At 69.1% G+C, this 22,768-nt stretch carries 23 protein-coding genes; 13 read left to right on the forward strand and 10 right to left on the reverse strand.

The genetic code is table 11. The features are described 5' to 3' along the window. Positions 1-6: 6 nt before the first annotated feature. Both P5G59_RS20510 and P5G59_RS20515 read right to left on the reverse strand, forming a co-directional pair. Positions 7-210 carry a helix-turn-helix transcriptional regulator gene (locus tag P5G59_RS20510; RefSeq protein WP_115698368.1) on the reverse strand — a complete coding sequence of 68 codons (204 nt, stop codon included), beginning with the start codon at positions 208-210 and terminating at the stop codon, positions 7-9. A gap of 330 nt (positions 211-540) precedes the next feature. Then, positions 541-912: a hypothetical protein gene (locus P5G59_RS20515; RefSeq protein WP_021762751.1), complete on the reverse strand. Its 372-nt coding sequence runs from the start codon at positions 910-912 to the stop codon at positions 541-543. Between the two features lie 261 nt (positions 913-1,173). Between P5G59_RS20515 and P5G59_RS20520 the strand changes: the two genes are divergently transcribed. The 4 genes from P5G59_RS20520 to P5G59_RS20535 are packed head-to-tail and all read left to right on the forward strand — an operon-like array spanning position 1,174 to position 4,989. After that, the gene (locus P5G59_RS20520; RefSeq protein ID WP_021762750.1) at positions 1,174-1,593 is read left to right on the forward strand and encodes a MobC family plasmid mobilization relaxosome protein; all 420 of its coding nucleotides are present in this window, start codon (positions 1,174-1,176) and stop codon (positions 1,591-1,593) included. Beyond that, complete coding sequence (locus P5G59_RS20525; RefSeq protein ID WP_363324719.1) at positions 1,593-3,356, forward strand: relaxase/mobilization nuclease domain-containing protein; 1,764 nt, start codon at positions 1,593-1,595, stop codon at positions 3,354-3,356. The genes P5G59_RS20520 and P5G59_RS20525 overlap by 1 nt, the downstream gene beginning before the upstream one ends. Continuing rightward, positions 3,310-4,125, forward strand: coding sequence for a 3'-5' exonuclease family protein (locus tag P5G59_RS20530; protein ID WP_021762748.1), 816 nt, complete (start codon positions 3,310-3,312; stop codon positions 4,123-4,125). The genes P5G59_RS20525 and P5G59_RS20530 overlap by 47 nt, the downstream gene beginning before the upstream one ends. Before the next feature lie 15 nt (positions 4,126-4,140). Further along, positions 4,141-4,989, forward strand: a complete 849-nt coding sequence (locus tag P5G59_RS20535; RefSeq protein ID WP_021762747.1) for a hypothetical protein — start codon at positions 4,141-4,143, stop codon at positions 4,987-4,989. 119 nt (positions 4,990-5,108) lie between these two features. Here the strand turns inward: P5G59_RS20535 and P5G59_RS20540 are convergent, their stop codons facing one another. Genes P5G59_RS20540 through P5G59_RS20800 form a run of 8 tightly spaced genes read right to left on the reverse strand, consistent with a single transcriptional unit; the run spans position 5,109 to position 14,091 of the window. Continuing rightward, on the reverse strand, positions 5,109-5,801 hold the full coding sequence (locus P5G59_RS20540) for a DUF4913 domain-containing protein (protein ID WP_021762746.1): 693 nt from the start codon (positions 5,799-5,801) through the stop codon (positions 5,109-5,111). Continuing rightward, positions 5,798-7,594, reverse strand: a complete 1,797-nt coding sequence (locus P5G59_RS20545) for a type IV secretory system conjugative DNA transfer family protein (RefSeq protein ID WP_241706175.1) — start codon at positions 7,592-7,594, stop codon at positions 5,798-5,800. Before P5G59_RS20545 ends, P5G59_RS20540 begins: the two co-directional genes overlap by 4 nt. Then, entirely contained in the window at positions 7,591-9,165 is a 1,575-nt protein-coding gene (locus tag P5G59_RS20550; RefSeq protein ID WP_021762744.1) for a P-loop NTPase family protein, read from the reverse strand. The genes P5G59_RS20545 and P5G59_RS20550 overlap by 4 nt, the downstream gene beginning before the upstream one ends. Further along, entirely contained in the window at positions 9,165-10,673 is a 1,509-nt protein-coding gene (locus P5G59_RS20555; protein WP_374113197.1) for an SCO6880 family protein, read from the reverse strand. The genes P5G59_RS20550 and P5G59_RS20555 overlap by 1 nt, the downstream gene beginning before the upstream one ends. Continuing rightward, positions 10,663-12,297: a TrbL/VirB6 family protein gene (locus P5G59_RS20560; protein WP_185279202.1), complete on the reverse strand. Its 1,635-nt coding sequence runs from the start codon at positions 12,295-12,297 to the stop codon at positions 10,663-10,665. The genes P5G59_RS20555 and P5G59_RS20560 overlap by 11 nt, the downstream gene beginning before the upstream one ends. Positions 12,298-12,300: 3 nt before the next feature. Further along, positions 12,301-13,047: a DUF8175 domain-containg protein gene (locus tag P5G59_RS20565; RefSeq protein WP_021756267.1), complete on the reverse strand. Its 747-nt coding sequence runs from the start codon at positions 13,045-13,047 to the stop codon at positions 12,301-12,303. A gap of 7 nt (positions 13,048-13,054) precedes the next feature. Next, positions 13,055-13,363, reverse strand: coding sequence for a hypothetical protein (locus tag P5G59_RS20570; RefSeq protein ID WP_021756266.1), 309 nt, complete (start codon positions 13,361-13,363; stop codon positions 13,055-13,057). Beyond that, positions 13,360-14,091 (reverse strand): DUF6668 family protein, encoded by a 732-nt coding sequence (locus tag P5G59_RS20800; protein WP_307794843.1) that lies wholly within the window; start codon positions 14,089-14,091, stop codon positions 13,360-13,362. Before P5G59_RS20800 ends, P5G59_RS20570 begins: the two co-directional genes overlap by 4 nt. Positions 14,092-14,133: 42 nt before the next feature. Here P5G59_RS20800 and P5G59_RS20580 point away from each other — a divergent pair, with 42 nt between their 5' ends. The 9 genes from P5G59_RS20580 to P5G59_RS20620 all read left to right on the forward strand — a co-directional run bounded on the left by P5G59_RS20580 (position 14,134) and on the right by P5G59_RS20620 (position 22,612). After that, complete coding sequence (locus P5G59_RS20580; RefSeq protein WP_021756264.1) at positions 14,134-14,409, forward strand: helix-turn-helix domain-containing protein; 276 nt, start codon at positions 14,134-14,136, stop codon at positions 14,407-14,409. After that, a complete protein-coding gene (locus tag P5G59_RS20585; RefSeq protein WP_021756263.1) occupies positions 14,409-14,963 on the forward strand; it encodes a hypothetical protein in 555 nt (184 codons plus the stop codon). Before P5G59_RS20580 ends, P5G59_RS20585 begins: the two co-directional genes overlap by 1 nt. 2 nt (positions 14,964-14,965) lie before the next feature. Beyond that, positions 14,966-16,024 carry a M23 family metallopeptidase gene (locus P5G59_RS20590; protein WP_021756262.1) on the forward strand — a complete coding sequence of 353 codons (1,059 nt, stop codon included), beginning with the start codon at positions 14,966-14,968 and terminating at the stop codon, positions 16,022-16,024. A gap of 20 nt (positions 16,025-16,044) precedes the next feature. Further along, the gene (locus P5G59_RS20595) at positions 16,045-17,376 is read left to right on the forward strand and encodes a MinD/ParA family ATP-binding protein (RefSeq protein WP_021756261.1); all 1,332 of its coding nucleotides are present in this window, start codon (positions 16,045-16,047) and stop codon (positions 17,374-17,376) included. Continuing rightward, a complete protein-coding gene (locus P5G59_RS20600) occupies positions 17,373-18,287 on the forward strand; it encodes an FHA domain-containing protein (RefSeq protein ID WP_021756260.1) in 915 nt (304 codons plus the stop codon). The genes P5G59_RS20595 and P5G59_RS20600 overlap by 4 nt, the downstream gene beginning before the upstream one ends. A 59-nt stretch (positions 18,288-18,346) precedes the next feature. Beyond that, positions 18,347-18,580, forward strand: a complete 234-nt coding sequence (locus P5G59_RS20605; RefSeq protein ID WP_183428951.1) for a hypothetical protein — start codon at positions 18,347-18,349, stop codon at positions 18,578-18,580. Between the two features lie 235 nt (positions 18,581-18,815). Next, positions 18,816-20,714 (forward strand): hypothetical protein, encoded by a 1,899-nt coding sequence (locus P5G59_RS20610; RefSeq protein ID WP_021756259.1) that lies wholly within the window; start codon positions 18,816-18,818, stop codon positions 20,712-20,714. Between the two features lie 366 nt (positions 20,715-21,080). Continuing rightward, entirely contained in the window at positions 21,081-21,965 is an 885-nt protein-coding gene (locus P5G59_RS20615; RefSeq protein ID WP_021756258.1) for an ArdC-like ssDNA-binding domain-containing protein, read from the forward strand. A 29-nt stretch (positions 21,966-21,994) separates the two neighbouring features. Beyond that, a complete protein-coding gene (locus tag P5G59_RS20620) occupies positions 21,995-22,612 on the forward strand; it encodes a DUF6349 family protein (RefSeq protein ID WP_021756257.1) in 618 nt (205 codons plus the stop codon). The last annotated feature ends 156 nt before the right edge of the window (positions 22,613-22,768 follow it).

The following is a 22,768-nucleotide window of genomic DNA, read 5'->3' on the forward strand; positions in this document are numbered from 1 at the left end:
AGCTGTTCACTGCTCGTCGTTCAGCCACTCTGCGACCTCTGAGCTGAGGTATCGGACGGTGCGGGGAGTGATGCGGATGTAGGCCGGCCCGATGCCCTGATCCCGTAGGCGGCGCAGGTGCTCGACGTCGACGCCGAGCTGCGCGGCGAGGGCCTTGGGTGTGAGCATCGTGGGCCGCTTCTGGTCGTCGTTCACTGGCACGAGTCGCATCCCATCTCGTCCATCGGGTCGACGGGTACGGCGTACCCTCCGATGTTCTCGATCTGCTCGGTTTCCCTGTTCATCGTTCGGCCTTCCGGTTGTTGTGTGTCCGATTGAAAGTTGGCAGTTCGGCGCTTGCGACGAGCTGGCTGCTTTCAACGGAACACTGGCCGACTTGCACGCAGTGGAGAGGCGGTCAAGGGGAGCCCGTAGGGCTCTCCCGAAGGGACGCGTAGCGCCCTTGACGGCCTCGTAGCGGAGTGCAACCCCCGCAGCGCGGGGGCATGCGAAAGGCCCCACGCCGCAGAGCGGAACGTGGGGCCTTTCGTGAGTGCGTGGTCAACCCTGCGAGGACGTCTCCTGCGCTGGTTCGGTGGCCGCCTCGGAGACGGGTCGGTTCGCTGGCTTGCGCGTTGCGCGTCGCCGGGTGCGAGCCTTCTTGTCGGGCTCGGAGAACCCGATCTTGCGAAGCTCCTCCGCGGTCCATCCGGCGCTCACTGCGGCGGAGTAGGCGCGCACGTCGTCGCGCTCTGCGTTGGCGATCCGCTCCGCGATCCTCGCTTGCAGCTCGCTCAGCTCGCGGTCGGTCTGCTCGCGCACATCGACGAGCGCCTGGCGCGCCTCCGCGACGCTGCGAACGGCGTTGAGCCGGTCGTCCTGTAGACGTCGCGCGCGCTCGATTGCTTCCTCTGGTGTCAGTTGCGTAGCCATGCACTAATGGTACGGAGCTGAGCGCCTCTCGTCGACGCCCATCGACACACTGACAAGCAGCCGCGGCGAAGCCGCGACCACTCCCGTCTGACGATGTTAGCAAATGCGATTGGAGTCCCGGACGGAGGGACGGAGCAAGCTATACGATCCGGTAACCGGATCGGGCTTGATCCTCGACACAAGGTCGAGGATGCGGCACACTGGACGTGTGGTCCCCGCGTTAGGCGGGGTCGCTGCGCTGGGCCGAGAAGAGGTGACGGCATGGCCGTTTCTGACACCGCGGGGGAGCAGGAGCCGCGCCGCCAGGCACGCCGCCGTCGCGTCGAGGGCGGTCGCCGGCACCGTCATGTCGTCCGCGTCACTCCGGAGGAAGAGGGGCAGCTCCTCGCGCTCGCCTTGCAGTACAAGGTGAGCGTGCCCAAGCTGCTTGTGGATTCCGCTCTCGCTGGAGGAGCTGCGGCCGCCGCGTCGAATGCGTCGGTGCGGCATGAGGTCATTGCGCAAATGTTCTCCACGCACCGGCTGCTGGCCACGATTGCGAATAACGTGAACCAGATGGCGAAGGCGACGAACGCGACTGGCGACGTGCAGGCTGAGATGGTGGCGACGCTGCGGAAGGTCCGCGAGGTGGCCGATCGGATCGACGCATTCGTCGACGAGCTGAGCGGTGCAGCGTCGTGATGCCGAACGTCGTCCGCGGCGATCGCATGTCGGGACTGATGACGTACCTCACCGGCCCGGGCCGGTCGAACGAGCACACCGAACCGCACCTGGTCGCGGGCGATCCGGCGCTGATGGCGTGGCACGACGACGCGGAGCTCGGACGCGACGCGGCGCTGTCGATCGCGCGTCACTTGGACAAGCCGCGGGCTGTGTTCGGTGTCGAGGTTCCGGGCGGTCACGTGTGGCACTGCTCGCTGTCGCTGCGCGCCGACGAAGGGCAGCTCGCGGACGAGCAGTGGGGCGCGATCGCCAACGACTTCATCACGGCGATGGAGTTCGACGACAACGAGGGGACGAAGGCGCCGTGCCGGTGGGTTGCCGTCCGTCACGGTGTGTCCTCGAACGGCAACGACCACATCCACATCGCTGTGAACCTGGTTCGCGAGGACGGCACCAAGGCATCGATCCACAACGACTTCCACCGCGCCCAGGTCGCGGCCCGAGCGCTTGAAGTGAAGTACGGATTGGAGCAGCTGGAATCGGTGCGCGCAGAGCGCTCCACACGCGGGTACGACCCGGCCGAGCGGGAGGCTCAGGCACGGTCGCGAGCACGCGCGAAGTACGAACGCACCCGCCCGCAGTTGGGCGATGACGCCCTACGCTGGGAACATCTGACCGGCCCCGATCGGCAGGCTCGGATCAGCGCCGAGCTGCGCACCGATCAGCCCCGCTACCTGCTGGCGTTGAAGGTCCGAGGGTGTGCTGGCGCTAGTCGGAGTGAAGCCGAGTTCGTGCGCCGGATGCGGCGTGAAGGGTTGCTCGTACGCCCTCGCTACGCTGACGGGCGTACTGACGTCGTGACCGGCTACTCGGTGGCCGAACGACCCACGGCCGGGGAACGTCCGATCTGGTACGGCGGCGGCCACCTTGGCCGCGACCTCACGCTGCCGCGGCTGCGCGACGGGTGGGAGGACACCCCGCAAGGCGCTACCGCGGCGGTGGCCGAATGGAACGCGGCCAAGCGTGGCCGGCGAGTTGTGGCACCTGGTCGCGAACGGCTGGAGCCGACGAACGATCAAGCACTGCGACACAGCGAGCGACTGGCGCGTACTGTCGACGAGCTGGCGCGCGTTCCGCTTGACGATCGCGAGACGTGGGCCACGGTGGCACGGCAGACCGCTGGCGCTCTCGCTGCATGGTCGAACGCCGTGGAGGAGACGCCAGGTGATATCGCTGCGGCCGCTGAGGCGTTGTCTCGATCGGCGCAGACGTATCGACGCACCCCGCCTCCGGCGAAGGCGGGAACGATCGCTATTTCCGGGGCTGCGCTGTTCCTGGCAAGCGCGGTACGCGGAGGGCAAGGCACTGTCGGTGAAGCGGCTCTTGTGCGAGAGATGCTGACACTCACCGTTGCCGTCATGAAGGTGGCGGAGGCCGCACGTCAGGACCGCTACGCGCGTACCGCTCTAGCGGATGCGCGCGACCGATTGGAGCGTGTACACGCAGCGTTGCCGACTCCGCCAGCCCGTAGCGTCGGCCAGGCTGCCGTAGTCGAGGAGCAGGGCAGCGTGGCGACAGAGGCTCCCGCGCTCGACGCTGAGACTCGTGCCATGCTCGACCGGCTGAACGCCGGCCGGAGCGGCACGCCAGGCTCGCCGTCCCGCGGGAGCTGCGACCCGATGACTCACCAGCTCGCCGGCCGGCACCACGTCCGGGACGGGACGGGACAGAGCGATGAGTGCCACGGTCGTTTCTATCGACATCGAGCCAGGCGGAATTGACCAGCCCGTAGGCTTCATCGGCCTGGCCGAGGTTGACGCAGCCGGCGTCGGTGCAGTCCAGCTGCACCGCTTCATGCGACCAGACATTGGTTACTCGTGGGACGACTGGTGCGCCGCTCAGCGCGTCGAGGCGTGGAAGGTATGGATGGCCCGCAAGAGCGATCAGGTGGAGCCGCCGCTGCACGGCGCGTTCACTCCTGACGAGCTCGCGGAGCTCGTCGACATGAGCGAAAGCTTCATGCCGGAGCACACGAGGGCTCGACCGCCGTCGCTGCGCGAGGTCTGGTCGACGTTGGAGCCGCGGCTACGCGAGGGTTACACGGCCGCATACGGCGCGCGATTCGATCGCGCGCAACTACGCCGGCTCCTTGACCTTGCCGCTATCCAACAGCCAAATTTGCGTTGGTTGGATGGCATGGAAGCGATACGACACCTAACCCCACAAGAGTGGGGAGTGCCGGGCACCGATACCGACCTGGAGCTGTCGATCGAGGCATTCACAGCCGGGGGAAACACGCTGGATGCGCAGGTGGTGCGGTACGGGCTCGTAGACCCCACCACGGCGTCCCGCCGGTGGTCGCTCCACGTCGGGCTCGGTGTCGGTAACAAGGCAACCTCCTTCGATGCCGCCGAGGACGCGCGCCTAAACGCTGTGATCTTCTCTCGCGTGATCGCGGAGCACGGGTCGATCGAAGCAGCCATCAAGGCCTTGGGGCTGCATGTGAAGTCGCACAACAAAGTCACGTCGCAACGCGGCGGGCAGGAATAGGAAGGGGGGCCGATCATGGCCGAGGAGAGCGACGGGATCGCGGAGGCGTTCGAGGGACAGCTCCGTGTGCTGGTGACCGCTGCGGGACAGGTGGGCGAGCGCATCGCCCGAGCACGGGAGGACGCGCTGCGGCGAGCCCAGGCCGCGAGCGAGCGTGAGGCGCGCGAGCTGCGGACACGGTTCGAGGCCGAGCAGCGCACGGCACGCACCGAGTACGCCGACGTCTACCGGTCGGACTGGTGGGAGCGATCGACGCCCGAGCAGATCGGCCGCACGTACCAGACCACCCGCGCGTGGGCGCAGGACGACCCGGAGGCCGCCCGCGCCGAGGAGAGGATGCGCGAGGAGCTGCGCACCCGCTACGGCGTCGACCCGGCCGACACGGGCGCCGACGCGGCCGCGGTCCGTACTGCCGTGGAGCGCGCCGAACAGGAGCGTGCGCAGGCCGACGCGGAACGACAGCGCTCTGCGGTCGAGAACGTCGAGGCACAGCAGCTCCTCACCCAGGCGGACCAGCAGGACCGCCTGGCGGAGCAGGAGCGCGCCGCGGCCGAGTACGAGCCCGACCCGGAGGAGCGTACTCGAGCTCAGGCCGACGCGGACGAGCGCACCGTGAGCGCCGGCGCTGCCCGAGAGGACAGCGCGGCCACCTACGACAGCTCCGAACGGCGCGCGTCCACCGCGGCGGAGTTGGAGAGCAAGGGCATCGATCAGGAGGTCATCGCGACCCGGATGCGCGCAGACGTCAGCCAGGCGAAGCCGGCCACCGCCGCTGTGGCCGCTGGCGGTCCGGCCAAGGCACCGAAGGCGCGCAAGGCGCGCGGCCGCGGGGTCCAGGTGCAGCGCAACGAACAGAGCCGCTGAACCGGACACCGGACAGGGAGAAGGGCCGCGCTGAGGGAGCGCGGCCCTTCTTCGTGCCCCGTCGCTGGGGGATCGACGGTGGGTCAATTATTGGGTGACCGGCCGAGGCGGCAACACCCCTAGTCGGCGGTCGCTTCGCGGACGTCGGGGAACAGCCCTTCCGGTGGTCGCTTGTAGGGCAGCGGGTCACCCTTGCTGCATTGGTTCTCCGCGGCCATCGCGTCGGCCGGCGCGAACGGCCCCTGCGGGTCCATCAGCACCGCCATGTGCGTGTCAGCGTGGTCACGCCACCACACACTCATACCGGTCGAGGGATCGCGGCGCAGGAACTCCCAGGAGCGCCAGAGCGCTTCGAGACGGATCACCGCCTCGTCGTACTTCCACCATTCGGCCGCCCACACCCGGTTCTTGCCGTCGATCTTGCGCCGGTACACGCTGCGCAGATACTCACGCAAGAACTCGTCGACGCTGCCGTAGGTCAGGACCGACTCTGCCGCGTCCGGCACATCCGCCGCGGTGCCCTCGTCGAGCCCGGAATTTTCGAGCTGTGCGGCGATCGCCGCGGCGGCCGCCGTCTCAGCCCGAGCACGAAGCGCGTCCAGCACATCGTCGGTCAGGGCGTCCTTGACGGCATCGGCGGCGACGGCCGACACTTCCTTGCGCACCAACGACTTGACCGCGGCATCAACCAGCTCGTCGGCCAGGCCGCCCACGTCGATCCCGAACGCCCGGCCACCGGCCGGAGCTGCCGCAGTCGTCGACGAACTGCCGGCGTCCTGCGGCTCGTAGTCGTCCTCGCCCCAGTCGCTCACGATCGCGCCTCACTCCCGATGGTCGCCTCAACGGCGGCGACCTCGTGCTGCGCCTCGCTGATCGTGTGCTGCGCCTGCGGGTCGTGCGCGGCGATCGACGCCCGCACATCGGCCGCGTGCGGGCCGGTCATCCACGGCTGAGTGCGGATCAGCGTCGGCCGAGAACCCGAGGAAAGCACCACGGCGCGCCCCTTGGGCAACGCGGCCAGGTCCGCGACGTCCAGGATGCGCTCACGGTGGAGCTGCTGCGACACCGTGCGCTGCCCGCGCCCGCTCGACGTCGACGAGGAGAGCCGGTCGTAGTCACCGATCACCCGCGAGAGGTCTTCGAGGAAGCCGGCCTCCGAGACGCCACCGCCGTATACCTTCACGTTGGAGGCCGACCACAGCTTGCGCATCCCGGACTCGCCCCACACTTCCACACCCTGCGACCAGCTCTGCAAGATCGTCATCAGGACGATGCCGCGCGAACCGTAGTGCGAATAGAGGTTCGGCAGGTCGCGCCAGCGGCAGACGTTCGCCGCCTCGTCCAGGACGCCCAGAAGCGGCGTGCTGAGGCGCCCGCCAGCCGACCGAGCGGCCAGCTCCTCCGCCGCTTCCACCACGGCGACCGTGAGCGCGGTCACCAGCGGGCCGGCGGTGCCCTGGCCCTCCTTGGAGAGGCTGTAGAGCGTGCCGCCCTCGCGCACGAACGCCTCCGGGCTGAACTGCGGCCGCCGATCGCTTGCGTTCCCGCCCAACGGGGTCACCCAGCGGGCGACCTGACGGTTCGTCAGGCACGATGCCATCTGCTGGGCGGTGCCGTAGACGCCGCCGCGCTGCTTCTCCGGCGCGTCGATGACGCCGGCCACCTGGTCGGCGGTCAGCGGGAAGCCGTGCTGTCGAAGGATCTCCACCGCCGTGTCATCGGCGGGCCGGGTCAACCACGTGTACACGTCCGTGATCGGGCGGCCGTCCAGCGCTGCGGCGAGGAGAAGGCCGGCCAGGAGGTCTTTGCCGGCCGGATCGAAGTAGGAATCTGTCTTGGCGTCCGCGTCGCGGGAGCCGGAGGCGAAGTGCTGGGCCATCTTGGCGGCGCGTACCTCGTCGGTGACGTAGCTCAGCGGGTTCCACCACCAGGTGGGCTCCTCCAAAGCGATGCCCTGCGGGTCGAACACCCACACCTGCCCGGCCTTCTCCCGCACGTCGCGGGTGGCGTCTACGACGTCGCGCTTGTTCGAGGTGACGAGCACCCCGCCGGGAGCGGCCAGGATCGCCGGCACGGCGCGGCTGGTCGTCTTACCGGTGCGCGGCCCCCAGATGTCAATGTGCATGTCCTCCCAGGAGCCGTAGAGCGGCTGCCCTGACGCGACAGTGCGCCCGATGGGAACACCGGGCGCGTCGGGCACGCCGAGGCGCTGAGCCTTCTCCAGAGCGCTCTTGCGGCTGAGGTCCGCGACGTCGCGGCCGCGGCCCAGGTACGCGGCCGATCGGTCGACGCGGGTCCGCCCCTTCCGGTAGCGGGCGATCGCCACAATGATCAGCACGGCGAGGACGAGCACGATCGCCGCGACCACGGCGATGATCCACGTGCCCGACGCCGGCCACGGCACCTTGCCCATGAGGACCTCGAACGTCAGCGTGAAGGGGTCACTACTGAGAGTGATCCCCGTGTGGTCGAGCTGGTGGCCGAGCCGAACCGCGAGGTTCACCCCGACCACACCGACCATGACGATCACGATGCCGGCGGCGAGCAGAATCGACTCCGCCGACAGGCCGCCCGGGTCGCGGCGGCGGTTGTTCGGCGTGCTCACGACACCGCCTCCTCCGGCTCGACGGCGTGCAGGCGCCGGCCGACACGGGATTGCGCGTGCCACCGCTTGTTCGTGTCGTTGGTCGAGCGCTCCGTCTCGGTCAGCTTGACCGTGATCGGGATGCCGGGGCGGCCACCCACCTTGATCAAGAACTTGCCGCGGCCGGGAGGCTCCGTTTCCTTGCCGGTCGTGGCGTCCCACGACGGCGGCGCAGACCAGCCGGTGAGGAGACTCTGCTCCGCCAGCGAGAACGGCACGGCGGTGGTCAGCAGCGGCATCTCCGAGTGCGGAAGGCCGCCGACCACGACCATGCCGGCACGCTCGACGAACCCGCGCGCCTTCATCCGGTCCTCCTCCGTGGGGAGAGCGTCGAGGTCGCGCATCGTGTGGGTGATCATCGCCTGCCCGACACCGAACTGGCGGTTCAGACGGGTGAGCGAGTCGACCCGATCCACCATGCCGCTACCGGAGCGGAGCGCCTGCCACAGCTCGTCCATGATCACGAAGTAGTGGCGCTGCGGCTCTAGGCCGGCCTCAGCTAGAGCGTTCGCCACGTTCACCGTGGCGAACCCGTTCGACCAGCAGGCAAGCAGGGTCGCGGCGCGCAGGTCGACGTCGGTCTCTTTTAGCCCGGAAATGTCGTAGACCACCGGACGGTCACGGCGCATCGGATTCGTGGTCGGCCGAGAGAACGTCTCCCCGAGGCGGCCGCCGCGGGCGAGGCTGATCAGCGATGCTTCCAGCCCGCGGGTCGTGCGCTGGTACTCGGCAAAGTCGCCACGGTCGACGGCGACCTCGCGCAGCTCGGCCGGGCCTTCCTGGACAATCGCTAGCAGGTCGGCGAGCACCGGCACCTGGTCGACGAAGCGACGATCCAGGATGCGGAGCGCCTGGTCGACGATCGACTCCTCGACGTCGGACGGCGGCTGCTTGCGCAGGATCGTCAGCAGGGCAGAGACGATCGTGAGGCGTCGGCCGTGGGCATCCGCCTCAACCTCCTCCGCCTCCTTCTCATACCCGGCCTCACGCAGCCGCAGCGCGGCTTCTGTCGACTCGCCAGGGTCTAGAACGTTCAGGTGCCCGCGGCCGCGGCCCAGGCGGATCACCTGTCCGCCGAGGGCCTCGATCAGGTCAACATAGTCCGGCTTCAAGTCTCCGAGGATGAACGGGATGGAGCCGAAGCCGGCCAAGCCGGCGGCCATCCGTCGAACCGTCGTCGACTTCCCCAGGCCCGGCAAGCCGAGCACGAACACGCTCGGGTTGCTGATCAGCTTCGCGCGCTGGAACCACGAAATCGGGTCCGCGCAGACCGTCGCACCCGTGTAGAGGTGCCGCCCCAGCGGCACGCCCACGAGCGGTGCGCCCGTACCCACCGAGAACGGCCACAGCCCGCACACCTGAACGGTGGTGCCGCGGTACTCGACGGGTGCCTGCACGTATCCGGCAGTACCGCGGCCGCGACCGATCCAGCCGCGCCCACTGGGGCGCAGCGGGCGCGGCTCGGTCGTCGTCTGCGCCTTCTGAGCGGGGCTCTTGGTGCTCTTGCGCTTCTTGTTCGTCGCCATCGTCATCACACCCGCTCCCGGAGCGTGGAGGGAACCTGAACGTGCTTGGTCGGGATCAGCCCCAACGGCAGCGCCATCGCGAAAGCCGAGTCCTGCGACCCGTACACACGGCGCACGCGCAGGCGCGCGCCGGCCGACAGGTTGTCGATCGCGGCGGCCGCCTCCGGCTCCCTGGCCGGGTCGAGCACCGTCGCGGTGACCAAGATGGCGAAGTTCACCAGTCCGGCGCCGGATGCCTCCTCCTGCGCGGTCGCGGCCGCGGCGCGCACCGCGAGGGTGTCACGCGCCTGCGGCTTTCGCGTCGCGCTGGCACGGAACTGCGCGGCCGTCAGGTCGGACTCCACGAGTCCGGCCGCACGGGCCGGATCGATCGGCTTGTAGAGGATCGTCACCCGCTTGCGAGCGATATCCCGATGCGGGGCCAGCAGCCGGGCGAGAACACCCGACTGCACCGTTCCCCGCGGAGCCTGAGTCATCGCCCAGGTGACCGACGTCGCAGAATCGTGGCGGTAGTCCGACCACGACGCCTGATGCGCGGTCGGCCCGACGTCCGGCCACGACAGCTCGGGCGTCTCACCTTGGGCGTGCGCTTCGTCGATGAGCTGTGCGGCCGCCGGGTCGTAGGCGATCCGGATCGTCTCGCACAACTCCTGCGCCGCGAGGGGGCGAGCGGCACCCGCCCCGGTGGCCTGCAAGTTGCCGGTCAGGCCAGGCAGGCGTGCCGCGAGCTCGCGCGCCATCTCGTCCGGCTTGCGAGGCTGTGCACCCTTCCGCGGGATCGCGTTGAAGGTCAGGGTCACGAACGCCTTCACCGTCGACGAGCCGGCGGGGTAGGTGTCGATGACTTCCCGCAGCATCGCCTGGGCGAACTCGGGAGCGTCCGGGTCGAGATTCAGCTCGACCTCGCGGCGCAGGCGGGTGCCGGACTCCGGGGCCGTCTCGATTACGACCGAAGCGCCCTCGATACCCGGCTCGTCGGCCAGGTGGGACAGCCAGTGACCCCAGTCGGCAACCCAGGTGTCGACCTGCAACGGATCGACCAGCGACGCGCCGTCAGGCTCGGTCCCGATCACCACGGCGTAGGTCTTGCTGACGGGCGTGTAGACGAGCGCGAACGGACGCCCGTAGGAGTCCGTGTGCTCGCTGAGCCGCGTCGCTGCCGCAACGCCGGGAAGCTGGTAGGTGCCCCACTCGGTGCGGCCCAGAGGGCCGGACCGGTAGAGGTGCGTCCCGCGCGAACGGGCGGAGGCCCATCCGATCCGGTTGGAGGCGCGGGAGAGGACGCTGCGCCCATCGGCGTTCTTGAGCACCAGGAGGAGCAGCAGACCGCCCGCGATCGCCGCGGTGATCAGCGCTGCCAGGATGCCGGCAGACATGAGCGCGATCAGGATCGCGAACAGGGCCACGAACAGCAGGCCCGTACCCACCGTGCCCAGACCCAGCAGGCCCGGCGACGTCGGACGCCGCCAGTTGCCGTAGGTCCGAGGGCCTTCCTGAGTTGAATCAACGGCCACCACTGGGGCCTCCCTCCGTAGATTGTTCGCCAACGCTCTGAACGGCCTGTGCGGCCTTCTTCGCGCCGTCAGCGACCACGCCGGCCGCTGCCCCCACGCCCATTCCGATCGGCCCGGCAGCCGCACCCGCGGCCGCACCACCCGCCGCGCCACCCGCAGCAGCACCGCCTCCAGCGGCCGCGCCACCGGCCGCAGCTCCGCCACCGGCCGCAGCTCCACCACCGGAGCCCGTGGCCGCACCAGTCGACTTCGCTGCACCCGTGGACGCACCACCGCCGCCGCCGGGCTGAGACGTAGGCGCACCGCCGCCGCCGCGGCTGCCCGAGGGCGATCCGGTCGAGCCGGTCGAACTCGTGCTCCCAGTGCCCCCATCGGAGCCGCTGCTACCGCTACCCGTCCCGAGACGTCCCAGCGCCGCAGCTCCGGTCGGAAGCGCGGCCATAGCGGCCACGCCCATCGCGCCACCCGCGCCACCAGCCATCGAGCCGACCAGCGGAGTGACGAACCTCATCAGTGCCGGCATCGCGAACAGCGCGATCACCATCAGCATGAGGCCCGTGAGCACGGCCAGCAGGCCCGTCCCGTCGTCCTTGAACACGTTCGTGCCGACGAGCTGGAACGCGGCCGCGTACACCAATGCCGCCGCCGGCTTGTAGAGGATGAACGCCAGCAGCCAGCCGACGTTCTTGCGGAACCACGCCTTGCCGGTTTCGAGATTCGTGAACGACGCCGACAGCGGCAGGATGCCCGTCAGGATAACGAGCATGCCCCCGCGGGCGACCATGAGCACGATCTGAAACGCCGTCGCGAGGATCGCGATCAGCCCCAAGATGATGATCAGCAGCGAGCCCAGGCCGCCCGCGGCCGGGTTCGTCGTCAGCGCCAGCAGGTTCAGCACGTTCGTGCCGAAGCACGTGGACCCGGTCGCGGCCACATCGCAGTCCAGCGACTTGTTGATGATCCACACCGAGAACGAGTCGGACGCCGCGACGAGGAGGCCGACGACGGTCACGCCGGCACCCGCGACGATGATCAGCGTCACGAGGCTTTTCAGCGTCTCCCGTCCCGGTTCGGCGCGCTGTTCCCACGCCATCCGGGCACCGCCGATGATCACCGACAGCACGGCCAGCGCGCCCATGTACCACCAGAGCCCCGCCTGCAGAAACGCGACCGCGCCTCCGGCGCCGCTTGGCCCCGAGGCGATGATCGTCGAGACGAGCGAACTCGCCCCGCTGATCAGGACCACCGCGCCCAAGATGATGCCGGCGCGGCCGACCGCCGCAATCCCCTGCCCCGATCGCAAGCGAGAAGCCACGATCATCCCGAGGATGATCATGGCGATACCGCAGATGGCCAAGGACACCCACGTCACATAGCTGAGCACCGTCGTGATGCCCTCCGAATTCGGAGCCGACGACCCCGCGGCGATCGACGAGCTGCCACCCGATCCCGTCAGGTTCGGAGTGCCGATGTTCACCCACACCGTTCCCAGCGAGGCCACCGCCTTACCGAAAGCCTCCTGGACCGCCTTCGCCATGTTGTCGATCGCATTACCGACCGCGCTGTTCACCCAGTCCTGCACGACGCAGCCGGTGCCGAGGAATCCGCAGTCTTGTCCAGCCATTGGTCATCCCACCGCCCAGGCCGTGTACCCGGCAAGATTCGGAAGCTGATCAACCTGCGCCGGGTTCTGCGCGGACGAGTCGAGCTTCCAGTCGCCGCCAGACCAAATGAGCTTCGCGACGAACGACCCAGTGACGATCTGGCCGGAAGTCGTGGCCTGGAAGGCGACGTCGACCTGCGCGTGCTCGCCGTCGTACGACAGCACGCGGAATCCCGCGATCGACGCTCGAATGCCGGATGGGTTCGCTGCATTGAGCCCGGAGCTGAGCAGGCTGTCCCTGTTCTGGCCGGGGGCCAGTACGTACGGGAGCCACGTGCTTCGGAGCGACTGATCGAACGACATAATCGCGAAGTTTGCTGAGGCAAACAACGCTCCTTCGGGGGTGTGCTGGAAGCAGTATCGGTATCCGGACGCGGCCGTGGCACCGGGGCCGGCGGTCTGCGACGTCGGGTAGGCGAGCACATCTTGGTACTTCCATGACGTCTCGGGAGCCGCGCTGACGGTACCGGAAAGCTGGACCCCACGGAGGCCGCAAACGCTCGAGTCGCCCGACACGGGGCCGGGCGACGAGATGACGCTGGGAGACGTGCTCGTACTGGACGTGGGAGCCGCGTTAGGGCTCCCCTTGCCCACGTTGACGGCCACGAGGATGATCCCGCACACGACGATCAGCGCGACGACGATTGCGGCGGCGATGAAGCCCGGACGTGTGAACGGGCTCTGGCTCTCGTTCTGGTTCTCGTCGCTCACGACTACCTCACCCTCCTGCGATGGTGCCGATCCACGCGGCACCCGCACCGATCACGATCGCGCCGGCCATCGGCCAGAGAATCTTCGGGAGGGCGTCGTGGCCCTCGCCGCGGCGGAAGCTGACCGCGATCAGGATGCCGCCAACGATGATCGAGCCGCCGACCACCGCGTACCCGATCCACTTCAACCACGCCATGATCGTGGTGATGCCGCCCGTGCCGGGCGGCTGCTGCGGGTTCGGGTTCGGAATGTCGACCGCCGGGACATGCGCCAGGAAGTCGTTCGCCGCGGTCAGGATGGTGTGCAGCGTGCTCATCGCTGTTCCTTTCGGTAGGTGGTGCCCGTTGCACCGGGTGTGACCAGCGCGCTCAGCTCATCGACGAGTCGATGAACCTCCCGCGGAGCATCCGCAAGAGCCGGCGGCTCCCCCAGACGCCACGATTCGACCCACGGCACGTTCCACGTGCGCGGGACACCGCCGCCGACCACCTGGGCCAGGTCGCGCAGCGGGCGCGGCAGCCGGCCGGGGGCATCAGCGACGAGAACGAGGCCGAGCAGTTCCACGTGCGGAACGAGGCCGGCCGCCCATTGCGTTGCGGCCGCCTGGGCGGCACGCAGCCCATAAGCGTGGGAGCGGGCGACGAGAACGACACGCGCCGGCATCCCCGCTGGGGGACGCGGCCAACCGTGATCGGCAGCAAGCCAGTCAGGCACGAGCGCGGCCAAGCTCGACTCACCAGAACCACCGTGCGCTCCGAGCCACCACAGGGGCGCTGTCTGCGGGCGATCGTACGTCGGCAGCTGGTCGACGCGATCCGGGGCCGGAACCCCACGCTGAGGCCCGACCGGGCCTGTGGGCGGCGCAACAGACGGTGCGCTGGTCGTTGGAGATGCCGGCTCAGGGTCAGTGGGTCGGGATATCCATGGATTAATGCCGTCGCTCACCGTTCCCCCCTCGATAATTGTGTTCGACGTCGCTAACGCGACAAGAATACTCGATCGTTCTACTGGGAGCAACAGCATGCTACAGGGATACACACGCATAAACAGCGTGCAACAGAGCCACTTTTCGTTTACACTGTCTGCATGCGCTTGCGGCTTCCGGTGTTCCCCGTGACGTCAGGGCTTGATGCGCTGTTCAAGGGGCGCAAGGAGACACTGACCGTCCCAGAGGTTGCAGAGATGCTGGGCCTCACGAAGCCCGGCGTCTACAAGTGGCTCAAAGACGGAGTGATCCCCGGCTACAAGCTCGGAGCTACATGGTTCATCCTGCGGGATGAACTAAAGGAAGCTCTAGAGCAGGGGGCGAACTCACGGCGGACACAGCCGCCAGCGCGGGGTGAGGAGCACGAGGAGGGGTAATGGGGGGAAAGCGCACGCTCGGTCTAGCCGGCGTCGTCTTGGTCACGGTTGCGCTGGCCGGATGCGCCGGTAACAGCGAACAGCGACCGACCGAGAGCCCTTCCCCCACACCCTCCGGTGTCTCCATCCCGGACCTGAACACGTTCACACCGGCTCCCCCCGGCACCCAGCTCGACGACGAGTCCGGCGGCGGAACCGTCAACCCGAACCCGGCACCCGCCTGGGACGCCACGCAGCGCAGTAGCGCCGTTGCCGCGGCCGAGAAGGCGCTCACGGCGTTCGCGCGCCCGGACCTCAGTTCCACTGAGTGGTGGGCGGCCCTGTCGCCGCTCCTGACGCCGCAGGCGCAGCAGGACTACCAGTCCGTCGACCCCGCCAACATCCCGGCGCACAAGCTCACCGGCAACGGGACCATCGTCGACGACAGCAGCACCTACGCCGTCTCGGTGGACGTTCCCACCGACGCCGGCACCTACACGATCATCCTCACGCGACGCGACGGCGCGTCGCCCTGGCTCGCCAGCCGATTCACCCCTCCGGCAGGGACACACTGACGATGGATCGCAAGTCTGGGGGGCTCGTAGCGATCATCACCGTGCCCGTGCTGATCCTCGCCACGGTGTTCGGGATGCTGCTACTCACGTCGTCGGCGTCCGCGAGCTGCAACCCCACCGGGAACAGTGCTGCCGCGGTCACCATCGACCCCAAGACGGTGCCCGCCACCACGATCAGCGGCTACGGGCACGACCAGCTCGTGAACGCCGCGTACGTGATCCAGGCCGGCAAGGATCTCAACCTCAGCTCCCGCGACCAGACCATCGGCGTCATGACGGCGATGGGCGAATCCGGTCTGCGTGTGCTCAACTACGGCGACGCTGTAGGGCCGGACAGCCGCGGCCTGTTCCAGCAGCGCGCGAACGGGGCATGGGGGTCGCTCAGCGACCGCATGGACCCCTACATCAGCGCAACGAACTTCTTCAAGAAGCTGGCCACGATCACCGACCGCGACTCCCTCGCGCCCACGATCGCCGCGCACAAGGTCCAGGTCAACGCGGACCCGTACTACTACGCCAAGTACTGGGACGCCGCCGTGGCCGTCGTCGAAGGGCTCACCGGAGCCAAGCTCGGCCTGAGCACCGGCACCGGCAACCAGGTCTGCTCCGGGGTCGGCACCGGCACCGGTACCGTCAGCGCTCAGGGCTGGGCGCTTCCGGCCGCCGGCCCCATCAGCGATCCCTTCGGGATGCGCGTGAACCCGATCAGCGGCGTGTACAAGCTCCACGCCGGCGTCGATATCGCCGGTGGCTGTGACTCCCCCATCTACGCCGCCCAGACCGGCACCGTCATCGCCACCGGCTTCGGCGTCGGCTACGGCTCCAACGGCACGATCGTGATCGACCACGGCGGCGGCGTGCAGACGGTCTACCTGCACATGTACGCCTCCGGCATCCTCGTCCAGGACGGCCAGAAGGTCACCGCAGGGCAGCAGATCGCCCGTATCGGCTCCTCTGGTGACTCCACCGGCTGTCACCTCCACTTTCAAGTGATGATCAACGGCTCCCCCACCGATCCCGTGGCCTTCATGAAGACCGTGGGAATCACCATCGGCGGATGAGCGGAAGGAGAAACACCCACATGAGCACGACAACGGAAGCAGCCGCCTGGCCCCGCGCCACCGCGACCCTCAACGAGGACGGCACCGCCCAGGTATCCATCGGTGGCACCGTCACGGAGGTTGCCGCAGGCGACGTCGACGAGGCGCGCGCTCAGGTCGTCGCGATCGTCGCGGCCCGCGCCGAACAGCTAGGCCGGCCGCTGCACGTCCTCACCCGTGACCCCGCCGGGGAATGGCCGCTGATCATCCACCCGGACCAGACCGTGACCGAGGACGACAGCCGCGAAGCACGACCGCAGGCCCCTGAGCCCGCTGCGGAACCTGCCCCCCAGCAGGCGGAGGCCGACGAGACCGGCGCGGCGTCGGCCGGCCCCGGCTCATGGGTCACCGCCACGGCCGCCGCGGCGCCGAGGGCAGACCTTCCGACACGTCGAGCCATGCGCCAGTCGTTCCTGGTGCGGGAACAGATCGAGGAGCCGGCCACCACCGGGTGGCGCGGCCTGGCAACGCGCGCCGGCATCCGCATGAGCCCCAGCGAGGAGGAGCGCGCAGAGCGCGCCGACGTGCTCGCCGTCTCCCAGCACTGGCCCGGCCCGCGCACGATCGCGATCGTCAACGGCAAGGGCGGCGCTGGCAAGACCCCCAGCACGGTCCTCCTCTCAGGCGTGTTCGCCCGCTACGGCGGCGCAGGCGTGCTCGCCTGGGACAACAACCAGACCCGCGGCACGCTCGGCTGGCGGACCGAGCAGGGGCCGCACGAGTCGACGTTGCTCGAGTTGTTGCCCCAGGTCGATCGGCTCCTGAGCACCAGCGCCCAGTCCGCCGACCTCGCCCACTACGTGCACCACCAGACCCGCGACCGTTTCGACGTTCTCCGGTCCAAGCCGATGGCGCTCGCCCAAGAGCAGCGCATCGAGCCCGAGGACGTCGACGCCATCCACGCCGTCGCCAGCAAGTACTACCGGCTGATCTTCATCGACTCCGGCAACGACGAGTCCGATCCGATGTGGCGGCGGATGATCGATCACGCCGACCAGCTCGTGGTGGCCACCACCACCCGCGACGACCACGCCGAGGCCGGCGCGCTTCTCCTGGAAGCGCTGGCCGACCGCGACGAGCGATCCGCTCGGCTGGCCGACAACGCCGTGGTGATCGTCACGCAGGCCGACCCCAAGGCCACCCCGGCCGACATGCAGCGCGTCGCCGCCGGCTACCGCGACATCACTCGCGAAGCCGTCACGATCCCCTTCGACCAGGCAATGGTCGACGGCGTGCTGCACTACGGCGCTCTGCGACCCTCGACGCAACGGGCGTGGCTGGCCGCCGCGGCCGCCGTCGCCCGCGGGCTATGAGCGCCACACAGGCCCTCCGCGCATCAGAAGCCGTCGCGGACTGGCCCAAAGTCGTCGCCAGCATCCACGGCCCCAGCGACCAGCTCACAGATGCTCCACCGACGTACATCGGCAGCATCACGATCAACGGCACTGAGCGGCCCTGCGAAGCCACCAGCGTCGAGGAGCTGCGAACCGGCATGATCGCCCGATGCGTAGCGATCGCCATCCGCTTGCACCGGCCGGTGCGCCTCACCGTCAAGGACAGCAGCCAGACATGGACGCTCGGGGTTCGGCCCGAGGGCATCGTGCAGCTCCTCGATGCCGCCGGCACGATCCCGCCGGCAGACGGGCTCACCGTCCACGAGGGACGCTGCCGCATCTGCCGGCGACTCCAACCCGTCACCGAGGCCGTGTGCGTCCAGTGCAAGACGCCCGAGCCTCACCGCGTGGAAGCCGACCCCATCGACGTCAAGGCCGTCGTCCCCGACGCCGCGACCACCGTCGAGGAGCTGCCCTTCGTGCGCGCCGTGGTGGTCCCCGTCGAGGAGCTGGACCACACGGTCATGGCCAAGCCCACTCCCCCGGCCAACACGCGGCCGCGCCTGCGCCTGCGCTTCACCACCCAGGAGTCGGTCGACACCAGCGAGAGCGTCGTGCTCGGCCGCCATCCCATCGCCGTAGGCGATCGCAAGCCGATCGCCGTCGAGAGCCCCGAGCGGATGCTCTCACGCACCCACGCCCTCATCGACGTCGACGACGAGGGCCGCATCGTCGTCACCGACTACCACAGCGGCAACGGCATCGAGACGCAGACCGACCCACCCCGCCGGTTCGAGCCAGGCGTGCCCTACACGATCGAACCCGGCACCAGCCTGCGCATGGGCGACGTCGTATGCACGATCGAGGTCACGCCATCGGAGGCGAAGTGATGCAACACGCCCGCGTGGCCTACCAGAATCAGTTTCTTAACGCCCCTAGGCTCACGAACATGACAGCGCAGCGATACCGTGGCGGCCGCCACAGCAAAGGCGACCGTCAGGCCCTCATCTCGCGTGTAGCTAACCCTCTCGGAGAGGCCGTCCGCGAAGAAGCGGAGGCCCGAGGAATGAGCGTCAACGATTACATCGCGTCCTTGCTCGCGCGCGAAGTCGGCATGCCCGAATACGCGCCCGCGCTCCCCCCACGTCACGAATACGAGGAGCTGCCCATCACAGCGGCTTAACGAGCAAGCCCCCGCCTCTTGCGAGACGGGGGCCGAAGCTAAGTGCCTGATCTGGACTGTTTGGCGACGGAAACAGATCAAGCGATGTGAGGAACCGGTTTGGCGACCGGGGCCTGTTTGTGTCAACCACTACGTGAAAGACGGTGCCATCATAACCCTCGCGACGGATTATGCATATTCCGGCGCTCCTGGCGCGTCGTGGATACTCACCGCGGCCATCAGCCCTCGGCCGAGCGTGCGCGTCGCTGTCGTCGACGCCTACGGCGACGTTCAGAACCGCTACCCCTCGCACCGCCGCGTCGACGGCAAGGAGCCCACGCGCCCGTGGGCGATGTACCTGGCCGACGCCAGCGGACGCTTCCGCTTCCTTGGCTTCGACCTCGACGCCAAGACGCCCGGTGCCGCGGCCGCGGCAGCTCGTGACGCTGACGTGATCGCCGGCCTCCTCACGGACGCCGGCATTCAGCACGTAGTCTGCGAGTCCGGCCCCTCACACGGCCGCCACGTCTGGGCCGCTCTCTCCGAGAGCGTCGACGCAGGCACGATCGCCACCCTCGCGCACTTCCTGCGCAACGTGTGCCCAACACTCGACATCGTTCCCCTGACGAACCCGCAGACCGGTTGCCTGCGCCCGCCAGGTGCCCCGCACCGCCACGGCGGCCGCTCGACGGTGCTGCGCGGCGACCTCGGGATGCTCACCACCCCCACGACCACGGCCGCGCAGGTGCGTGGCCTGGTCGAGGCCCTGGCCAAGCTCAGTAACGGCGCTGAGCCCGCAGGGCGTATCGACCCCAAGCGCCCGATCCCCGTCGACGAGCACGGCCGCCTGTACCTCCCCGGCCCGCGCCGCGAGCTCACCGCACGCAGCGCCGCCGCACTGCGCGAGGACGCTGCCTCTGGCGACGCCTCCGCAGTACTCTGGCGCATCCTCGTCGGCGCCGCGGCCGCCAGATGGCGTCACGCCGACGTCGCTGCGCTCGTCGACGACGCACCGGGCCTAGAGCACGTCCGGTCCTACCGCGATCGCCTACAGCGCCGCCCTCGCGGCCGCGGCGGAGCCGCACACGTCCTCCGCCGGCAATGGGACAAGGCCGTACGGTTCGTGGCCACCACAGACCGGCAGGTCGGAGACGACCCCACCTTCGACGCCCGCGCCGACGCGATCGCCGCCCACGTCCGCCACGTCCAGGCGCGAGCGGACGCATCTGCCGGCCGCTGGGCCCACCGAGGAGGCCCAGCCGACCGCCGCGTGCTCGACGTCCTGTGCATGCTCGCCCTGAAAGCCCTCAGCGCCTCTCTAGAGGCCGATACCCGCCGCCTCGCCCTGTTTGCCGGGATCGGCCGGGAGACGGCCAGGACGGCGCTCCTACGGCTCGCCGCGGACGGGTGGGTCGCCCAGACCCGCGCTGCCGATGGTCCACATGGTGCGCACTGGACCATCGACCCTCAATCGGTTATCCCCAGCTCTGCATCTACAAGTCGGTCACAAGCGGACCCGCGCCCCGCAGGGGCAGGGTCCGCAGAACGATCCACCCTCCTGGCTACCCTGACCCAGAGAACCCGGGACGCTGCCCACGACCTCTTCACGCTGGGACCGGGGCTCGGCTTCCACGCGGGGAACATGTACGCCCGCACCACAACGGATCCTCAACCCGTCGACGCGCTCGCTCGTTCCGCAGGATGCACCGTCAACCAGGTGCGGCCGGCCCTCGATCGGCTCACCCGTGCCGGCGTCCTCGTCCTCACCCGCCACGGATGGCGACGGCGATCGGTGGATTACCGTCGAGCCGCCGCCGTGCAGCTCGACGTCGACGGCCGACTGCAGGCGCGCGCAGCCCGCTACACGGTCGAGCGCGAGCTGTGGGCGTGGTGGCAGGCCGAGGAGACGTGGATGCGCGCCCCACGCCGCACCCACCCGAGCCGCCGACCCGGACCCGGCCAGCTCGCACTCCTCCCCGACTTGGGAACAAACGCCTATGGCGCACACCCGCGGGACGCTAACGGTCGAGCCGACTTCCGGATGGCACGTGCACTGCTGAGCGGCGCGGCTACGGCATCGACGGCGAGCAAAGGCCGCCGAGCGATCGCGCCCGATCCTGTCGACACGATGCTGGGAGACGAGCGGATCGCCTGAGCGAGTCGGCCGCCGGCCGACACGAGGGCCGGCGCCCTCGCACTCCCCGCGACCCTGCGGGCCGTGAACGACGGCCGCACGCGGCCGGCTGCTTCTCGCGCCTGCGGCGCTCGTTTTCTCGCCGTGAAGCCTGCGGCATTCTACGGGCCTCGTCGTCCGCGCAAGCGGCTGCGCCGCCGGCTCCTCCGAGACTTTTCGGCCGCGTCGCTGCGCTCCTCACATCGGCCGAAAACTCTCTCCCCCACCGCCCTGCGGGTTGCACTCCCTCCTCTGCCCTGAATGGCACTTCGTGCCTTCACGGCAAGAAAACGTGGAGGGGGTCTGAGTGGCCCTAATAGTACTAATACCGTCACCGGAGGTAGCGAGATGGCCCGCAAGATCACCAGCACCAAGAGCGCCGAGGAGCGTCGTGCCGAGGCCGAGGAGCTGCAAGCGACGATCGCGACACAGGTCGAGGCGCTGCGCGAATCCGAGGCATGGGCGGCCTTCCTGAACTTCGCCCAGTCGTTCCACCGCTACAGCCTGGGAAACCTGCTGCTGATCTTCGCCCAGCGGCCCGAGGCGACCCACGTCGCCGGATACAGGACCTGGCAGAAGCTCAACCGCCAAGTGCGCAAGGGCGAGCGCGGTATCCGCATCTTTGGCGGCCGCGAGATTCGCGAGACGGTCGAGAACGAACGAACCGGCGAGGAAGAAGAACAGCGCCGCGTGCGGTTCTTCCCCGTCTCCGTGTTCGACATGGGACAGACCGACCTCATCGACGAGGAAGCCGGCGACCCGGCCGACATCGCGCGACCGCTCACCGGAGACGACGCCCGCGGCATCTTCGAGGCCACCGCCGACTACCTCACCGGCACCGGCTGGACCGTCGAGTGCGAGCCCATCGCGGGAGCTGCCAACGGCTACACCGACCCCGAGGCCCGACGCATCGTCATCGACGCGAACCTGTTTCCCGCCCAGGCAGCCAAGACGGCCCTGCACGAGGCCGCGCACGCGATCCTGCACGCTGAGGAGGATCAGGCCGAGTACATCGAGCACCGCGGCGTGAAGGAAACCGAAGCCGAGAGCGTCGCCTACGTCGTCGCCGGCATTCTCGGACTGGACACCAGCGCCTACAGCGTCGGCTACGTCGCCGGGTGGAGCAACTGCGACTCCGACACCATCAAGGCCACCGCGGCCAACGTCCTGCGCGCCGCGCACACCCTCGCGGACGCGCTCACCGAGCCCGCGGCCGAGCTCGCCACCGCCTGACCCTAATAGTACTGTTGGAGGTAACTGCAATGACCGGTGAGCCCACCCTGTTCGACCTGGCCGAATTCGAGCGCGAGGCGGTCGCCGCCACCCCCTGGGATGGCGCGCCCCTCAGCTACACGGCGGACTACTACGAACCCGCCGCCCTGGTCGCCGCGTTCGAGCGCTATTGCGCCGAGCACGGGCACTTCGGCTGCATCCCCCGCAGCCACATGTGGCACCGCGCCTACTACTTGGACGGCCCGACCGTCACCGAGGGTCACGAGCTGCACATGTTCACCGCGGACGCCTGGTGCCGTGAGGTTGACCACGACCACAGCGCCGCCCCGCTGCCCGGCGGCGGCCGGTATCAGGCCAACTGCCCGCGCTGCGCCTGGCACGTCATCACCGACAACGAGAGCGCCGCCGTCGAGGCGTGGCACGACCACGCCCTCCCCGGATGGCGCGAGCTGCCGATCCTCCCCCGCAAGCTCGCCCGGTTCGAGAACAAGCAGCGGATCGCGGCCGTCGCCGCATGGGTCACCGCCACCTATCCGGCCGCCTGGCAGCGGCCCGGCGTCCCGATCCTCACCGAGCGCGGCGAGCACGGACGCCGCCACGTCCCCGGCCGCTCTCCGCTCGGCGGCTACGACCTCGCCGCCGACTAACCCCAACACCACTATTGGAGGACTCATGACCACCGAGACGCACACCACACCCGCATGCATGTTTTGTCACCGGTCGAGCGTCGTCGAGCTCACGGCCGCGGAAGCCGCCGCGCTGCGCGCGGGCGCGCTGATTCAGGACGCCGCCCCCGCGAGGCC

This window comes from Leifsonia virtsii (assembly GCF_030433675.1).
In the GTDB taxonomy this organism is placed as follows: Bacteria; Actinomycetota; Actinomycetes; order Actinomycetales; family Microbacteriaceae; genus Leifsonia; species Leifsonia virtsii.

What these genes read in the sequence shown, in the direction of transcription:
- P5G59_RS20800 (WP_307794843.1), bottom strand. Translation starts at nt 14,091, where the DNA reads ATGCGTGTGTATCCCTGTAGCATGCTGTTGCTCCCAGTAGAACGATCG.
- P5G59_RS20580 (WP_021756264.1), top strand. Translation starts at nt 14,134, where the DNA reads ATGCGCTTGCGGCTTCCGGTGTTCCCCGTGACGTCAGGGCTTGATGCG.
- P5G59_RS20525 (WP_363324719.1), top strand. Translation starts at nt 1,593, where the DNA reads ATGCCGAACGTCGTCCGCGGCGATCGCATGTCGGGACTGATGACGTAC.
- P5G59_RS20605 (WP_183428951.1), top strand. Translation starts at nt 18,347, where the DNA reads ATGACAGCGCAGCGATACCGTGGCGGCCGCCACAGCAAAGGCGACCGT.
- P5G59_RS20615 (WP_021756258.1), top strand. Translation starts at nt 21,081, where the DNA reads ATGGCCCGCAAGATCACCAGCACCAAGAGCGCCGAGGAGCGTCGTGCC.
- P5G59_RS20535 (WP_021762747.1), top strand. Translation starts at nt 4,141, where the DNA reads ATGGCCGAGGAGAGCGACGGGATCGCGGAGGCGTTCGAGGGACAGCTC.
- P5G59_RS20590 (WP_021756262.1), top strand. Translation starts at nt 14,966, where the DNA reads ATGGATCGCAAGTCTGGGGGGCTCGTAGCGATCATCACCGTGCCCGTG.
- P5G59_RS20560 (WP_185279202.1), bottom strand. Translation starts at nt 12,297, where the DNA reads ATGGCTGGACAAGACTGCGGATTCCTCGGCACCGGCTGCGTCGTGCAG.
- P5G59_RS20510 (WP_115698368.1), bottom strand. Translation starts at nt 210, where the DNA reads ATGCGACTCGTGCCAGTGAACGACGACCAGAAGCGGCCCACGATGCTC.
- P5G59_RS20570 (WP_021756266.1), bottom strand. Translation starts at nt 13,363, where the DNA reads ATGAGCACGCTGCACACCATCCTGACCGCGGCGAACGACTTCCTGGCG.
- P5G59_RS20520 (WP_021762750.1), top strand. Translation starts at nt 1,174, where the DNA reads ATGGCCGTTTCTGACACCGCGGGGGAGCAGGAGCCGCGCCGCCAGGCA.
- P5G59_RS20515 (WP_021762751.1), bottom strand. Translation starts at nt 912, where the DNA reads ATGGCTACGCAACTGACACCAGAGGAAGCAATCGAGCGCGCGCGACGT.
- P5G59_RS20600 (WP_021756260.1), top strand. Translation starts at nt 17,373, where the DNA reads ATGAGCGCCACACAGGCCCTCCGCGCATCAGAAGCCGTCGCGGACTGG.
- P5G59_RS20595 (WP_021756261.1), top strand. Translation starts at nt 16,045, where the DNA reads ATGAGCACGACAACGGAAGCAGCCGCCTGGCCCCGCGCCACCGCGACC.
- P5G59_RS20585 (WP_021756263.1), top strand. Translation starts at nt 14,409, where the DNA reads ATGGGGGGAAAGCGCACGCTCGGTCTAGCCGGCGTCGTCTTGGTCACG.
- P5G59_RS20530 (WP_021762748.1), top strand. Translation starts at nt 3,310, where the DNA reads ATGAGTGCCACGGTCGTTTCTATCGACATCGAGCCAGGCGGAATTGAC.
- P5G59_RS20550 (WP_021762744.1), bottom strand. Translation starts at nt 9,165, where the DNA reads ATGACGATGGCGACGAACAAGAAGCGCAAGAGCACCAAGAGCCCCGCT.
- P5G59_RS20620 (WP_021756257.1), top strand. Translation starts at nt 21,995, where the DNA reads ATGACCGGTGAGCCCACCCTGTTCGACCTGGCCGAATTCGAGCGCGAG.